This window comes from Legionella parisiensis (assembly GCF_001467945.1).
GTDB lineage: Bacteria > Pseudomonadota > Gammaproteobacteria > Legionellales > Legionellaceae > Legionella > Legionella parisiensis.
This window is the reverse complement of record NZ_LNYQ01000013.1, coordinates 865,109-880,989: the sequence shown is the minus strand read 5'-3', so window position 1 is coordinate 880,989 and position 15,881 is coordinate 865,109. Positions and strand designations below refer to the sequence as shown.

The window sequence follows — 15,881 nt, the reverse complement described above, 5'->3', positions numbered from 1 at the left end:
AATTAGAGTTATACCTAAAAACCTTCCATCCCTGCCTACGCGGGTATGGAAGGTTTTTAAAACGTATTTTCCTGTTTAAGTTTTGTGAGAACCTTCTAGGGTATAAAGTGCAGTGCATAGAGAGTTGTATGATTGAAAACATTAAGCTGCATGATAAAGCACATAAGCAACGCTTGCAGTTAGTTTTTTTACCATATCCAAATGCAAAAACTCATTAGGTCCATGCGCATTGGAATGAGGTCCTAAAACGCCGGTAATCATAAATTGTGCCTCAGGAAATTTCTTCCCTAACATCCCCATAAATGGAATGGTTCCACCTTCACCCAAATAGGCAGCGGGCTTACCATAGTAGGCCATTGATGCAGCATCAGCAGCTTTTTCAAGCCAGGAAGCAAGCTTAGGAGCATTCCATCCTTGCGAGCCATCACCTATCTTGAAACTCACTTTAGCATGATAAGGAGTTTCTTCAGTTAATGCATTGTGCATCGCTGTTGCAGCAATCTCAGGATCTACCAATGGCGGCAGCCGCATGGATAATTTTAATGCCGTTTGCGGCCGCAAAACATTTCCTGCATCCTCTATGGCAGGAAACCCATTGGCTCCGGTAACCGTCAATGCGGGTCTCCAGGTTCGATTCAGAATCAATTCCTTCCTATCTTGTGTTATTGGTTCAACACCTTCATGGAACGGAAACTCTGTATAAACAGAATCCCCTAACACCTGTGCGCACTGATCTGCCTGACTTGCTCTTTCTTCAGGAATGTCACAATACAATTCAGGCAATTTTACATCGCCTGAAACTTCGTCTTCAATACGACTAATTAATTGTCGAGCAATTCGAAAACTGTCCGCAACGATACCGCTCGCTGCACCCGAATGAACACCCTCACGAATCAGCTCAACTGATAACTCACCCACTAAATTGCCACGCAAGGAAGTAGTCATCCATAATTGCTCGTAATTACCTGCGCCAGAATCAAGACAAATAACGAGTTTGGGTTTGCCAATCCTGTCATTGAGCAGCTCAATGTAATAAGGCAGATCATAACTACCGCTCTCTTCACATGCTTCAATAATCAAAACACAACGAGGAAAAGGTAACCCTTGCTTCTGCAATGCACAAATCGCGGTTAATGAAGCATAAGCGGCATAACCATCATCTGCAGCACCGCGACCATAAAGACGTCCATTTTTTAACACAGGTTTCCATGGATGCAAATCGTCATTCCATCCGGACATTTCCGGCTGTTTATCAAGGTGTCCATACAACAGAACCGTTTCATCAATTTCGCCAGGGACTTCAATGAAAATTAATGGAGTACGCCCTTTAAGCCTCATAATTTCCAGCATCATCCCTTTAGGCGCATTCGCCTTGCACCAAGTAGCAATATGAGACACTGCCTGCTCCATTAATCCATGCTCCTGCCATTTAGGATCAAAATGGGGTGATTTATTAGGAATTTTTATATAGTCACATAAACTGGGAATGATTTTCTCTTCCCATTGACGACAAACAAAGTCATACAGTGCTTGCGGATTGAACATGAACTTGCTCCTCAATAATAGATACAATATGCTCCGTGGCGGACTTAATACCTAGTGCATCGATTTTATTTTTAATATCCTCTTTATTATTCTCCAGTTCATGTAGCGTTTGCAGTAAAGTATCGGTATTCAAAGATCGATCATCAATTACGAGACTAATACCTAGTTTTTGAAAATATCGAGCATTTTGGATTTGATCTCCTCGACTTACCTCAGTCGGTAAAGGAATTAAGATGTGAGGTTTACCCAAAGCTAAGATTTCATATAGAGAATTAGCCCCAGCCCGTGAAACAACTACAGATGCCATAGCAAACAGATGCGCTAATTCTTCATTAACATATTCAAATTGTTTGTATTCCTTTTGATCAGATAAGGAAGATTCTAATTTCCCTTTTCCACATATGTGAATGACTTGGTATTTTTTTGTTAACTGAGGTAATGACTCCCGAATACTACGATTGATGGAGCCAGCCCCTAAGCTACCGCCTATCGCTAAAAGACAGGGTTTATCTGCATTAAATCCACACAACGCAAGCCCCTGGCCACTGGTACCAGTAAATAGCTGCTCACGAATAGGAGTACCAGTTATTTCTATTTTATCTTGTTTTTTAAAATGTTTTTTTCCCACTTCAAAGGTCAAACATATTTTATTAACAAATGGAAAACAAAGTCGATTGGCAAGACCGGGACTCATATCAGACTCATGAGCAACAACAGGAATGCGATTTAACCAAGCACCCACTACCACAGGAAATGCAACAAAACCGCCTTTAGAAAAAATCACATCGGGCTTTAATTTATTAAGAAGGAAAAAAGATTGCACAATACCCAGAAGGATCTTAAAAGGATCCGATAAGTTTTTAAAACTCAAATATCGACGCAATTTACCACTGCTTACCCCGTAAAAAGGAATTTTAAGTGGCGCTATCATCTGTTTTTCAATACCTTGAGCAGAACCAATATAGGCGATTTCCCAACCTTTGTGGCTAAATTCTTTAATCAACGCCATGTTAGGCGCTACATGCCCGGCTGTACCTCCTCCTGTAAAAACAATCCTTGGCATCATAAAATTTTCCTAATTAGTAAACTTAAGTCTATGGCTTGAATTGATTTGGTAAGCGCACCAACAGAAATAAAATCAACACCTAATTGAGCTATTGCAGCAATATTTTCCAACGTAACCCCTCCAGAAACTTCTAAAGTACAATGCTTTGGTTGATTCATTCTAACCGCCTTTTCAAGCATCTCCTGACTAAAATTATCCAGCATGATTCTATCAGGGTGAGCACAAATTGCTTCGCGTAACTCATCTAAAGTTTCGACTTCTACTTCAACTAATACATTTTTTTGGTTCGTTCTTGCCAAAGCAACCGCCTTTGCTACTGAACCACAGGCTAAAATATGGTTTTCTTTAATTAAAACTGCATCATAAAGACCCATACGATGATTAAAACCGCCTCCACACGTAACCGCATATTTTTGTGCTGCTCTTAATCCAGGAAGCGTTTTGCGCGTATCCAGTAATCGAGTTGGCGTACCCCGAAGCTTTTCTGCATAATGATGAGTTTGTGTTGCTGTAGCTGAAAGAGTTTGTAAAAAATTTAAGGCAGTACGCTCGCCTGTTAAAATATTTTTTGCTGAACCAAATAAAGTACACAGGGTAGATGGGGATGGCAACCATTCACCTTCTGCAACGTGCCACTCCACTTTGATTTGATCATCAAGTTGATTGAATACCTCATTAACCCAAGGTTGACCACAAACTACCATAGGTTCACGAGAAATAATTGTTGCTTCAGCCTGAAGATGGGCAGATAACAAAGTTGCAGTCACATCGCCATCACCCACATCCTCATGTAATGCACGCGTCACTTCAGCTTCTATTCGTAAAGAAGTTTTATTCATATGCTATTTCCTATCCTTCTTCGCATAGCGAGCTTTTAATAAAAGAGGCGCAATAAAAGTGGTAACCATAACCATTAAAACGGTCGCAGAAAATAAATCATCTGACATAACCCCCAAAGTTCGACCAATTGAAGCGAAAACCAAACCTACTTCACCACGAGGTAACATACCAATACCAATAACCCATCGATCATCTGAAGGGCGGGCTCCATAGCCACTAAGCAACTTCCCAATCACCGCCGCAATGATTAAACCACTCGCCAAAATAATTACATTCAAATGATAGAAAGTCTCTAATTTAACTTGAATACCAATTACAATAAAAAACATCGGAGCCAAGATGGATTCCAATGGCGATAATAAATGATAAATACTGCGATTTTCTTGTTGGGTCAAAGGAATATCATCAAAATAGCCATCATGTAGAATGACCCCTGCGGTAAATGCACCGATAATTGTTGCAAGTTGAAGCACCGAAGCGAGCCAGGAAAGGGTCATGATAAATATAAAGGAAATAAATAATTTTGCTTCCCAAGGCTCAAGAAAACGAAAAAAATGAATTGCCTTACGTAAAACAATTGGCCCCAGGAAAAGAGTACCAGCAAAAAACAACAGTGCGCTTACAATAATACGCAAGACAACCATCATATCTACGGAGCCACTAATTACTAAAGAACTGACCACAGCTAATATGATGAGACCCAATACATCATCCAGCATTGCCGCACCTAAAATGATTTTTGCTTCACGAGTACGTAATTTTTTCATTTCAGTCAAAACGCGTGCAGTAATTCCTATACTGGTAGCGCTCAATGTCGCGGCAATAAACAAATCGGATTGGTAAGAGCCATTAGACATTAATAGATATGCCACCGTAAACCCCAATAGCATAGGCGCAACAACACCAATCAAAGCAACAAAAAATGAATCACGGCCAGTATGTTTCATTTCTTCTATTGAACTTTCCAACCCCACCATAAAGAGAAGAAAAATAACCCCGTATCGTGAAAAAATATCGACAATATAAGCGATTTTTAGGAAATCAGCACCGTGAGGGCCACTTAAGGCACTAGTAACTTGCTGTGCATAATTTGCATTAGGAATAACCGAAGTCACTGCTTGATTTAAAGGTACTCCTTCAAGCATTTGCCTCATCGCCGCAAAAATTGAAGAGCCTTCCCGTAGCAAAATAGCCAAAGGAAATCCGCAATAATAGAATAAATTACCAATAAGAATCCCTATCAGCAATTCTCCAAGAACGCTGGGCTGATGAATCCGTCTTGCTGTATAACGGCCAATAATTGCAAAAAAGAAAATTGTAGTTACACCAAGTAATACAAACGCAACCGGATCAGTATGATCGGGTTCAGTCGAGGCAAAAACCAGGGCAGGAAATAGTCCCGCAATAAAAAGCCACCATTTTAAACGCTGCATTACTCTTTTATACCCTCACTAAAAAACGCGCACTTAGCACTTAGTTCTCGAGCAGAATATCCCTTACAGCAATGCCGCATACCAGCATCAGCCAAGGGCTATTCTGTTCAACAATTTATTCCACCTGATCCTGCTGGATTGAATGGCTTGATTTTCTGAGTTCTGATCCACATACTTCGTGTATACTGCGCTTGGTACTCGAAAATCAGGCAATTTTGGTCAAGATAGTAGAAATGCAAACAGTCCCTATTGTTTTGCCAAAAATAAACATGTTTCCAAAACGGAGTCTGGATTAAGTGAAACGCTTTCTATGCCTTCTTTCATTAACCATTTAGCAAAGTCTTGATGATCTGAAGGCCCCTGACCACAGATACCTATGTATTTATTGGCTTTTTTGCAAGCAGAAATTGCCATATGTAATAAAACTTTCACTGCTTCATCTCGCTCATCAAATTGCGCAGCTACTAAACCAGAATCTCTATCTAAACCTAACGTTAATTGAGTTAAGTCGTTAGAACCGATAGAAAAACCATCAAAATGCTCTAAAAACTCTTTAGCTAACAATGCATTGGAAGGTAATTCACACATCATAATCACCCGTAATCCATGTTTACCTCGCTCAAGTCCATGTTCCTTTAAAACTTGAATTACATTGCTTGCTTCAGTGACCGTTCTTACGAAAGGGATCATTATTTCCACGTTCGTCAATCCCATTTCTTCACGAACTCGTCGAACTGCTTTACACTCTAAAGCAAAACACTCGGAAAACGATTCAGAAACATAACGTGATGCACCTCTAAAACCCAACATTGGGTTTTCTTCCTGTGGCTCGTATAAATTACCGCCAACAAGATTTGCATATTCATTTGATTTAAAATCAGACAACCGCACAATTACAGGTTTAGGGTAAAATGCAGCAGCTATTGTTGCAATTCCTTCTTTTAATCGCTCAATATAATATTCAACGGGAGATGTATAAGCTGCTGTTTTTTCTCTAATAAATTGTATTAATTCCTTATCTTTCAAGCGATCAAAATCAAGCAATGCCCGTGGATGAATACCAATAGTATTGGAAATTAAAAACTCAAGGCGAGCCAGACCCACTCCTGAGTTAGGAATGGATTGAAATGTAAAGGCACGTTCCGGATTACCCACATTCAACATCACTTTCATCGGTAATTCAGGCATGGTTTCTACGTCAAGATGTACTTGCTCATAGGGTAGTAAGCCTGCGTAAACATAGCCATTATCCCCTTCAGCGCAACTAACAGTTACTTCATCCCCATCACGTATAGTTTTTGTAGCATCACCACATCCTACTACAGCGGGGATACCCAATTCACGAGCAATAATAGCCGCATGACAGGTTCTGCCTCCGCGATTAGTAACAATAGCTGAAGCACGCTTCATTACAGGCTCCCAATCTGGATCCGTCATATCCGAGATCAGTACGTCACCAGGTTGAACACGATCCATTTCACTTACGTCTTTAATAATCCGTGCCTTACCTTGCCCTATACGTTGTCCTATGCTGCGTCCTTCGGCCAATATCTCACCTTTTTTTTGCAGGGTGTAGCGTTCCAATATTTGTTTATTGTCTCGGCTTTTGACTGTTTCAGGACGTGCTTGCAAAATATACAATTGGCCATTTAGTCCATCTTTTGCCCATTCTATATCCATTGGTCGGCCATAATGCTTTTCGATAATTATGGCTTGCCTCGCCAAGCTCTCCACTTCACTCGGAGTTAAAGAAAAGAGCAGCCGATCTTTTGCATCAACATTGACAGTTTTGACTCGTTGCTGCTTGCTAGGGTCATCGCAATAGACCATTTTCAAGGCTTTACTTCCTAGATTTCTGCGAATGACCGCAGGTCTACCTGCTTGAACTCCTGGTTTATGCACATAATACTCATCTGGATTGACTGCTCCCTGAACAACCATTTCTCCTAATCCATAAGATGAAGTGATGAATACTACTTGGTCAAACCCCGACTCGGTATCCATGGTAAACATCACACCGCTTACGGCCAAATCACTACGAACCATCTGTTGAATACCTGCAGATAGAGCTACTTCATGGTGGGCAAATTGATGATGGGTACGATAAGTGATTGCTCTATCATTGAACAATGATGCAAACACATGTTTAATCGAAAGCAAAACTTCATCAATTCCTTTGACATTTAAAAAAGTTTCTTGTTGACCTGCAAATGATGCATCGGGCAAATCTTCTGCTGTTGCTGAGGAACGAACAGCGACACTGAAATTATCATGGCCTATAGAGTGGGACATCTGTTCATACGCAGCTCGCACTGCATGTTCAAACTCAGGAGTAAATGGGGTATTGACAATCATTTCTCTGATTTCTTTCCCAACGACGGCCAACTGCTGCACATTATCCGGATCTAGGACAGCTAATTTTTCATAGATTTTTTTATCTAAATTATTTTGGGACAAAAACTCTCTGAATGAATCCGCTGTCGTTGCAAATCCGCCAGGAACGGACACTCCTGCTGAGGATAAATGACTGATCATCTCTCCAAGAGAAGCATTTTTCCCACCAACCTGTTCCAGATCGTGCATGCCAAGATGTGCTAAATCGATAATATGTGTTTTGACCGTCATAACTACCCCAAGTCCATAAAATGATAGTCATTTTACTGAAAATGTAAGGCTATGGGAATTAGAAACTTTACTTACCAGTCAACATTTGTTTTTATCCCATTGGGATAAACGATCTTTTTATCGAATCAATGCAGCAGATACCAGGTTAATAGGCATGGCATGCAACTAAAGCTTCAGAAAATTCCTTATGGAAATTCTTCTCTCCTAGAAGTTTGATAATTCCTCCCTTACGTAGTTTTTCTTCTACTCGTGAGTTAGAGCCACTTAAAATTACTCTCACGTTACGCCCCTGTAAATCTTCTATAATTTCTTCTAAAGTTTGCAAGCCAGTAACATCCATAAATGGTACCCAACGCATTCTGATTATTAATGTTTTGGGATCCGTATGGGTTACCGCTAAAGCATGTTGAAAGGTTTCTGCTGCTCCAAAGAAAAAAGGCCCTTCTACAGCATAGACTAATACTCCATCAGGTAACGTTTCTATATTTTGTTGTGCCAATTCATGTGCCAGTTCTTCTTGAGTCATTTGCTGCACTTCAACACTGGAAGCCATACCTCGTATAAAATTCAGTATAGCGATAATTACACCTATATTTACTGCAACCACCAAATCAACAAACACAGTAAGGAAAAAAGTGACTAACAAAATTACAACATCAGCTTTTGGGGCACGTTGTATTAACTTAATGAAATGTTTTACTTCACTCATATTCCAAGCGACTACAAACAAAATTGCAGCGAGCACCGTAAGCGGTATATTCACCGCCAAAGGAGCTAGAAAAAGAATTATTAAAACTAAAGTAAACGCATGGATTACCCCTGCTAAGGGACTATTAGCCCCATTACGAATATTTGTCGCCGTACGGGCAATAGCACCTGTTGCTGCAAAACCTCCAAACAATGGTGTAAAAATATTAGCTATTCCCTGACCTATCAGCTCCTGATTGGAATTATGCTTTGTTCCTGCCATCCCATCCGCAACAACTGCAGATAAAAGGGATTCAATAGCACCGAGCATCGCAATCGTAAAAGCGGGGCCTATTAATTCAATTACTTTGTCTATTGTAAGATCGGGCAATTTAAATTCCGGTAAGCCCTGAGGTATTCCACCAAACAAGGAACCTATAGTAGCAACTCCGGAAAAATGAAAAATTGCCTGCAATCCTGCCACAACCAATAGTGCTACAAGCGGTCCTGGAGCACGCTTTAATCCTGGAATTCTATTTGAAAAAATAACCAAAAACAGTGAAAAAAAGCCTAAAAGAGTTGTAGGTATATTGAGTTGTGGCAAAGACTGCAGTAAATACCATAGTTTTTCATGAAAATGGCCGCTTCCACCAGAGGAAAGACCAAAAAAGTAGTGCCATTGCCCTACCCAAATTACTACACCGATCCCTGCAGTAAAACCAATAATTACAGGGGCAGGTATAAATTTAATAATACCCCCTAAACGTGCAAGACCAAAAAATAAGAGCATGAATCCCGCAAGTAGCGTTGAAATTTGTAAACCAGAAACCCCGTATTTGGCAGTAATCCCTGAAAGCACTACAATAAAAGCGCCGGTAGGACCTGCAATTTGTAACCGGCTTCCGCCCATAACTGAAACAATCAAGCCAGCAATAATTGCTGTATAAATCCCTTGCTCTGGCCGCACACCTGACGCAATGGCAAAAGCCATTGCCAAAGGCAAGGCGACAACTCCCACAATAATTCCTGAAATAATATTTTGTAACCAATATTTCTTATGGAACAGGCCTTCTTGATATGATTCAATGATGGTTTTCATAAAATTTTATAATACACATTCCAAAAATGTGATTATTATACACAATTGTATTAAAAAAGTATCAATTTTCTGATAAAATTCCTCAGTTTATTCACATCTGCACGCGCATCTAATATTATATGTGCTTTATCATTAAGGCTGGCTACTCATGACTCTTACTGCTTTAAATGCGATCTCTCCAATCGACGGACGTTATATTAATAAAACCAGGGCCTTGAGTCCTTATTTTAGTGAGTTTGCTTTAATATATTATCGCCTAACCGTAGAAATTCGGTGGCTTGAATCTTTAGCAGCCAATAATGCAATTTCTGAGGTCCCTCAATTAAATCAGAAAACCAAGGACTTTCTTGATGATCTTCTCGCCAATTTTGATGAAGAGGAAGCCATCAAAATTAAAGAATTTGAGAGACAAACAAATCACGATGTTAAAGCAATAGAATATTACTTAAAGGATAAGTTCCAACATAATGCCAGTTTGAAAGCAATTACTGCTTTTATTCATTTCGCTTGTACCTCAGAAGACATCAACAACTTAGCTTATGCTTTAATGGTCAAACAGGCAATTGCCCAGGTTATTCAACCGACGCTTGCTGAAATTATGGGAGGCATTACGCTGCTTGGAAAACAGCATGCTGATGTACCTATGTTATCCAGAACACATGGCCAGCCAGCAACACCTACAACTATGGGCAAAGAGTTAGTTAATTTTGTTGCCCGCCTCAAAAGACCACAGCAGCAATTATGTGAAGTATTAATTCCTGGTAAATTCAATGGTGCTGTTGGTAATTATAACGCTCATACTATAGCTTATCCTGAAGTTGACTGGCGCAAGCACTGTGCTAATTTTGTTACATCCCTGGGTTTATCCTTTAATGCTTATACTACACAAATCGAACCGCATGATGGATTAGCAGAAGTATCACAAATTATGGTGCGCATTAACAATATCCTGCTCGATTATACTCAAGATATTTGGAGCTATATTTCTCTCGGTTACTTTAAACAAAAAACTGTAGCAGAAGAAGTGGGGTCATCCACTATGCCCCACAAAGTAAACCCCATTGATTTTGAAAATGCCGAGGGAAATTTAGGAATGGCAAATGCCCTTTTCATTCATTTTGCAAATAAACTTACTCAATCACGACTGCAGCGCGATTTATCTGACTCTACCGTATTGCGTAATATAGGTATGGCATTTTCCTACAGCCTTATTGCATATCTATCCCTTGCCAAAGGTAATGATAAATTACAGATCAATAAACGTCCTTTGCAAGAAGATTTAAAATCAAATTGGGAGGTATTGGCTGAGGCGGTACAAACCATGATGCGTCGTTATAATGTGCCAAATGCTTATGAACAGTTAAAAACTTTGACCCGTGGGCAAGGAATTGATGAACAAAGTCTCAAACAATTTATTAAAGGGCTCTCGATACCTGAAGAAGCTAAAGAGCAATTGATTAAACTCACTCCAGAAAACTATACAGGCCTGGCAACCCAGTTAGTAAAGGCCTTTTTATGAGTGAGACATTCTCGCAACAAGGACAAACCTTTGAGTTTGATGTCCTTGTTATAGGCACAGGACTGGCGGGATTACAATATTGTTTACAGTTGATTGAGCTGCAGCCGCGGTTAAAGATTGCTTTAATTAGCAAGGCAGAAGCCATTGAATGCAATAGCCGTTATGCCCAAGGCGGAATCGCTGCTGTTTTTTCAGCAGATGATTCTCCGGAATCGCATATTTCCGATACCCTGATCGCTGGAGATGGGCTATGTTATCCTCCGGCCGTCGAATTTATTATTCGACAAGGCCCAGAGATGATAAAACAGCTGAGTCAATATAATGTTCACTTTAAACAAGATAGCAAGGGAAACTTTCACCTGGCTCAAGAAGGAGGACATTCCTATCGGCGTATTTTTAACTGTGGTGATCAAACGGGCTTATCGATTACCCAAACAATGAACCAACTCACTCAACAGCAGCACCAAGTTCATTTTTTTGAGCATCACGTAGCGGTTAATTTAATTACTCATTACCATCCTCATCGTACCGATATTCAAGGAGAGGTTTTAGGAGCTTATATACTGGATTGTACTGCAAATCGAATTCATACTTTTCTAGCGAACTGTGTGGTATTGGCGACTGGAGGCGCAGGAAAGACGTACCGATATACAACAAATCCTATGGTTGCCACCGGAGATGGGGTGGCCATGGCTTATCGTGCTGGCGCACGAGTTGGGAATATGGAGTTCTACCAATTCCACCCTACTCTGCTGCATCATCATTCTTTAAATAATTTCCTCATCTCAGAAGCGGTGCGTGGCGAAGGAGCCTCCCTCAAAAATGCCGAAACAGGGGAACGATTTATGAAGCACTACGCCCCTGAGCAAATGGAGTTAGCAACACGTGATGTAGTTGCGCGTGCTATTTTTAGTGAAATTGAACGCAGTCAAATGGGATATGTTTATTTAGATATTACACATCAGTCCAAAGAGTTCCTGAAAAAACGTTTTCCGCAAATTTATACGACTCTATTATCCATTGGCATTGATATGAGCCAAGATATGATTCCTGTCGTACCAGCAGCACATTATCAATGTGGAGGCATACTTACGGATATTGATGGACGTACAGATTTAAAACGACTCTATGCCATAGGAGAGGTCGCTTTTACCGGTTTACATGGTGCCAATCGCTTGGCGAGTAATTCCTTGCTTGAAGCTTTAGTCATGGGTTCCAATGCCGCTCGATGTACGTTAAAAGATGTTTCTTCTCCGTGGAAATACACCGAGCATATTCCTAACTGGAGTGCACCCAGTGAAGTCAATGCACGCCGCGCCAGCCAAATTAATGCTCAATGGCGAGGTTTAAGAGGAGAAATGACCTCTTATGCAGGCATAGTGCGAACTGAAGCTGGACTTGAAGATCTACTACAATTAATAATGAAGCGTAAAAAAATAATTGAAGAATATTATTGGAAGCATAGTATCACCCGAGATTTTATTGAATTAAGAAACATTATTCTTAATGCCGAACTCATTGTAAGAGCAGCTCTGGCAAGACGAGAATCACGTGGCGGTCACTTTCGTGAGGATTACCCAAATAAGAAAGCCGAGGCACAAGAAAGCATTGCCAAACTTGGGCTAATGGATACTTCCCCGGAATAATAAAATGCAAGTGATACATTAAAATGATTTGAGGTAAAATTGATGTTTAAAAATTCCACTCTGTACAAACCTGAAACTACCTTAATGCATATCAGAAATGATATGAGTATTTGCCAAAGTGATTATCCAATCGACTGGTATCAAGAAGAATTCATTCCTTATGCTCAAGAGTACCAGGCATTACCTGATCGTAAGCTTACAACAATTTTAAGCTGGATGACTCCTTATCTTAAAAAAGCCCAAGATCATTTTGGTGAGCGGTTATTACTTTTAGCTCATTATTACATGGGTGGCGATATTGTCCGTTTAGTCGAACAATTTGGAGGAGTTATCGGTGACTCCTATCAATTGGCCTTGATGGCAGCTGAACATCCTGAAAAATCCATTATTATTGAATCTGCAGTGCACTTTATGGCGGAATCCATTAGTATTTTAGCGAATTCCAACCAACAGGTTTATATCACTAATCCTAAATCGGGTTGTACCATGGAAATGCTTGCCAAGGACTTCATGGTTGAACCTGCTTTTCTTGATTTAAACGAACGTTATGGTGCCGAGAATATTTTGCCAGTTTGTTATATGAATACGTCCGGCCGAGTCAAAGCCTTAACTGGTGCCCAAGGTGGAGCTGTTTGTACCAGTTCTAACGTAAAAAAAATATTTCAATGGGCACTAAAGCAAAATAAAAAGATCCTTTTTATTCCCGATCAGCATATGGGAGAAAATGTAGCTTATTGGTTAGGATTAAAAAATCTTGCTTATTGGCCTGGTGGAACCGCAGGAGCCCAATATTCACTTGCAGCTCAAAATTCGAAAACACTCAAACAGTTTGATGAAGCCCAATTAATATTATTTGCAAGCCAATGCGCCGTACATACACACTATCAACCTGAAATGTGTGATTATTGGAATAATCAAGGATACACTACTATAGTCCATCCAGAATGCCGTAACTCAGTCATTAAAGTAGCACAACACTCAGGTTCCACAGCCTTCATCTGGGATTATGTAGTCCATGATCGAGCTCAAACTAAACGTTATGCGATTGGTACGGAAAATCATATGGTAGAAAATCTAAAGCAATATTGTAAGGGTTTAAATATAGAAGTAGTCAATTTGGCTGAAGCACCAAAAAAAGGAAATGAAAAAGGAATAGGTTGTGGATGTGCTACGATGTCGCGTAACGATCCCCCTCATCTAGTCGCGCTTGTTGATTTATTAAGACAGGGGAAAACAATGTCTTATAATGAAGTCAAAGCAGGTGACGTCGTTAATGAATTCACGGGAAATAGAAACAGGCTACCAATAAAGGATCAACAATGGGTTATCGATAATGCTAAAAAATCTTTGCAAATGATGATAGATATTACTGAAGATCGCATTTAATGACCTGCTTATTGGAACAATCGGCAGTCTAGGAGTTCTGGATAAAAGAGATGTATGCTTAAGAGCATAAGAGAGTTCATTAATTGTGATTATCAAAAGAATCATTGATTAAAAATTTTATTCCTATTTCCGAGAGTTGGAGTGGGTATGTATTTCCATCGGCCATTTAGTGGTAGATTGACTTTATTGCCCAACACACTGAATTACGTAATTTCGATAGAAATTTTTTCATGAGAGAATCGAAGAATTTGAACAAACTCTAGACTCGACCTCCCCTGATATTAATCTATTGCTCATCCAGAATATAAGTGTCTTAATGACAAGTACAATCAGGTGATTGCGTACCATCTTTACACTTTAGATGACCAGTAGATTTATCACACTGTGCTATCCCGCCATGCTTTGCACAACATCCTTTGGCATTGGTCGTAGTCCCCGTTGCTTTCTTACAAGTACATGTTGGAGAAGCGGTACCATCCTTACACATTTGATAACCCGTGGTAGTATTACAAGAAGCAACGCCCCCATGCTTTGAACAGCAGGCTGCATATGCTCCAACTAATGGGGTACCCAATAAAAAAAGAATGGCAAAAAGCTGGGCTATCCCTCTTGGAACTGAATGAGTATTATTCATTTGCATCTCCATTTTCATGAATGACATTAATACTATAGACCATATTTATTAATGCCATGACATGAATTTCATGCGGTATAAAATTGGCACTGCTCCAATCCTTGTGTGCAAACAAAACCACCCAAGGTATCAATCCAATTGTAATCAAGACGCGAGGGAATTTTAGTAAGAACTTGCCACCAAATTGAATATTCACCTGTTGAGTTCTTATAAGTACACACCACTCCTTGTCCATAACCAGCGACCAAAATATTAGCCCGCTCAAAACGGGTATTTTTATCCCCTTGCGGACGATTAGGCGAATAAGGATTCACTACCCACGGATCTGGAGGAACACCCCATTTTAAAGAAGTTGTTTGAGGATCGGGACAATTTGCTGCATGTCCCATTGCCGTAAATTGTGCAAGAAAAAAACTAAAAATAACAAAACGATATTTTCTCATAAATGCCTCTTAAGTAATGAGCTATTTTTTAAATAATAATATACTAAAACCCATTGTGAGAATTCATTTCTTTGTTATAATGGCCGCTCAAGTGCCTGGGTGGCGGAATTGGTAGACGCGCCGGATTCAAAATCCGGTGGTGGTGACACCGTGTGGGTTCGAGTCCCACCCTAGGTACCATAAATAGATCCAAGCTCTTTCCCAATTATTACCACTACAATAGTTTCACGCGCTGCATGTATTCATGATGAGAGGAAATATAACTGGCTCTTTCCCATTTAAGGGGGCAGCTATAATCACCCGCAGAGCACCTTAACACGCACCCTGTAATTTTCAAAATTCCTAAAACCATAAGCTCTACGCTGAATGAGTTTCATTTTGCGATGGAACCCTTCTGTGATCCCATTAGATTTACTAAACCGCCACATTCTAGCGACCTCATCTTTCCAGGCACCAAGTGTTTTTCCTAACGAAGCCAATGCTTTAAATGCGCTCTGCTTCAATTCAACAAGCATGTCCAAGAATGTAGGAATTACTTTACGACATACATGTTGCGTTAACGCTCTTTTCATTAAAAGAGAATGAAGTCGTTGTTGAAATTGATAAATCGCATCGATAGCCGGATTTTGCATTAAAAAGGCATCTCTTTTAGCCTTCTTCTCTTCAGTTAAGTTATCGGGTCTTGTTCTTAACAACGCTAAGATGCGTCTATTGTTTTTTATCTCACTAGAAAGTTCTCGGTAAGTCATCATGCACTGGTGTTGAATTAAACGAATTACATGGAATCTATCAGCGACTATCATTGCATTAGGAAAGTACTTTTTTACCATCGAGCGATAAGTGCTGCTTAAGTCCATGCAAATCACTTTTACCCGTTCTTTTCCAGGCAGCTGCTGGAGGTAGGCTCTTAAATCTCCTTCACTTCGTCCTTTAACCACATCAAATACTTTATGTTTTC

At 40.0% G+C, this 15,881-nt stretch carries 12 protein-coding genes and 1 tRNA gene; 4 read left to right on the top strand and 9 right to left on the bottom strand.

The genetic code is table 11. The annotated features are described in order from the left end of the window. Positions 1–141: 141 nt before the first annotated feature. The 6 genes from Lpar_RS09940 to Lpar_RS09915 form a co-directional block, all read right to left on the bottom strand. Positions 142–1,545, bottom strand: coding sequence for a M20 family metallopeptidase (locus Lpar_RS09940; protein ID WP_058517799.1), 1,404 nt, complete (start codon positions 1,543–1,545; stop codon positions 142–144). Continuing rightward, positions 1,520–2,611: an undecaprenyldiphospho-muramoylpentapeptide beta-N-acetylglucosaminyltransferase gene (locus Lpar_RS09935; RefSeq protein ID WP_058517798.1), complete on the bottom strand. Its 1,092-nt coding sequence runs from the start codon at positions 2,609–2,611 to the stop codon at positions 1,520–1,522. The genes Lpar_RS09940 and Lpar_RS09935 overlap by 26 nt, the downstream gene beginning before the upstream one ends. Continuing rightward, complete coding sequence (gene nadC / locus Lpar_RS09930; protein WP_058517797.1) at positions 2,608–3,450, bottom strand: carboxylating nicotinate-nucleotide diphosphorylase; 843 nt, start codon at positions 3,448–3,450, stop codon at positions 2,608–2,610. The genes Lpar_RS09935 and nadC overlap by 4 nt, the downstream gene beginning before the upstream one ends. Before the next feature lie 3 nt (positions 3,451–3,453). Then, positions 3,454–4,884: a cation:proton antiporter gene (locus Lpar_RS09925; RefSeq protein ID WP_058517796.1), complete on the bottom strand. Its 1,431-nt coding sequence runs from the start codon at positions 4,882–4,884 to the stop codon at positions 3,454–3,456. Between the two features lie 246 nt (positions 4,885–5,130). Continuing rightward, complete coding sequence (ppsA, locus tag Lpar_RS09920) at positions 5,131–7,509, bottom strand: phosphoenolpyruvate synthase (protein WP_058517795.1); 2,379 nt, start codon at positions 7,507–7,509, stop codon at positions 5,131–5,133. Between the two features lie 145 nt (positions 7,510–7,654). Continuing rightward, a complete protein-coding gene (locus tag Lpar_RS09915) occupies positions 7,655–9,295 on the bottom strand; it encodes a SulP family inorganic anion transporter (RefSeq protein ID WP_058517794.1) in 1,641 nt (546 codons plus the stop codon). Positions 9,296–9,443: 148 nt separating this feature from the next. On the opposite strand from Lpar_RS09915, the gene purB reads away from it, so the two are divergent. The 3 genes from purB to nadA are packed head-to-tail and all read left to right on the top strand — an operon-like array spanning position 9,444 to position 13,846. Next, complete coding sequence (purB, locus tag Lpar_RS09910) at positions 9,444–10,814, top strand: adenylosuccinate lyase (protein WP_058517793.1); 1,371 nt, start codon at positions 9,444–9,446, stop codon at positions 10,812–10,814. Then, on the top strand, positions 10,811–12,460 hold the full coding sequence (nadB, locus tag Lpar_RS09905; protein WP_058517792.1) for an L-aspartate oxidase: 1,650 nt from the start codon (positions 10,811–10,813) through the stop codon (positions 12,458–12,460). The genes purB and nadB overlap by 4 nt, the downstream gene beginning before the upstream one ends. A gap of 42 nt (positions 12,461–12,502) precedes the next feature. After that, positions 12,503–13,846 carry a quinolinate synthase NadA gene (nadA, locus tag Lpar_RS09900; protein WP_058517791.1) on the top strand — a complete coding sequence of 448 codons (1,344 nt, stop codon included), beginning with the start codon at positions 12,503–12,505 and terminating at the stop codon, positions 13,844–13,846. Between the two features lie 313 nt (positions 13,847–14,159). Here nadA and Lpar_RS09895 read toward each other — a convergent pair whose 3' ends face one another. Together Lpar_RS09895 and Lpar_RS09890 are read right to left on the bottom strand one after the other, a co-directional pair. After that, complete coding sequence (locus Lpar_RS09895; protein ID WP_058517790.1) at positions 14,160–14,480, bottom strand: hypothetical protein; 321 nt, start codon at positions 14,478–14,480, stop codon at positions 14,160–14,162. Positions 14,481–14,548: 68 nt separating this feature from the next. Next, positions 14,549–14,923 (bottom strand): DUF3757 domain-containing protein, encoded by a 375-nt coding sequence (locus tag Lpar_RS09890; protein ID WP_058517789.1) that lies wholly within the window; start codon positions 14,921–14,923, stop codon positions 14,549–14,551. Between the two features lie 93 nt (positions 14,924–15,016). Here Lpar_RS09890 and Lpar_RS09885 point away from each other — a divergent pair. Then, positions 15,017–15,103, top strand: a tRNA-Leu gene (locus Lpar_RS09885). Positions 15,104–15,219: 116 nt separating this feature from the next. Here Lpar_RS09885 and Lpar_RS09880 read toward each other — a convergent pair. After that, positions 15,220–15,881 (bottom strand): transposase (locus Lpar_RS09880; RefSeq protein WP_162264357.1); only part of this gene is annotated, 662 nt, incomplete at its 5' end.

What these genes read in the sequence shown, in the direction of transcription:
- nadA (WP_058517791.1), top strand. Translation starts at nt 12,503, where the DNA reads ATGTTTAAAAATTCCACTCTGTACAAACCTGAAACTACCTTAATGCAT.
- purB (WP_058517793.1), top strand. Translation starts at nt 9,444, where the DNA reads ATGACTCTTACTGCTTTAAATGCGATCTCTCCAATCGACGGACGTTAT.
- nadB (WP_058517792.1), top strand. Translation starts at nt 10,811, where the DNA reads ATGAGTGAGACATTCTCGCAACAAGGACAAACCTTTGAGTTTGATGTC.
- Lpar_RS09895 (WP_058517790.1), bottom strand. Translation starts at nt 14,480, where the DNA reads ATGAATAATACTCATTCAGTTCCAAGAGGGATAGCCCAGCTTTTTGCC.
- Lpar_RS09935 (WP_058517798.1), bottom strand. Translation starts at nt 2,611, where the DNA reads ATGATGCCAAGGATTGTTTTTACAGGAGGAGGTACAGCCGGGCATGTA.
- ppsA (WP_058517795.1), bottom strand. Translation starts at nt 7,509, where the DNA reads ATGACGGTCAAAACACATATTATCGATTTAGCACATCTTGGCATGCAC.
- Lpar_RS09925 (WP_058517796.1), bottom strand. Translation starts at nt 4,884, where the DNA reads ATGCAGCGTTTAAAATGGTGGCTTTTTATTGCGGGACTATTTCCTGCC.
- Lpar_RS09940 (WP_058517799.1), bottom strand. Translation starts at nt 1,545, where the DNA reads ATGTTCAATCCGCAAGCACTGTATGACTTTGTTTGTCGTCAATGGGAA.
- nadC (WP_058517797.1), bottom strand. Translation starts at nt 3,450, where the DNA reads ATGAATAAAACTTCTTTACGAATAGAAGCTGAAGTGACGCGTGCATTA.
- Lpar_RS09890 (WP_058517789.1), bottom strand. Translation starts at nt 14,923, where the DNA reads ATGAGAAAATATCGTTTTGTTATTTTTAGTTTTTTTCTTGCACAATTT.
- Lpar_RS09915 (WP_058517794.1), bottom strand. Translation starts at nt 9,295, where the DNA reads ATGAAAACCATCATTGAATCATATCAAGAAGGCCTGTTCCATAAGAAA.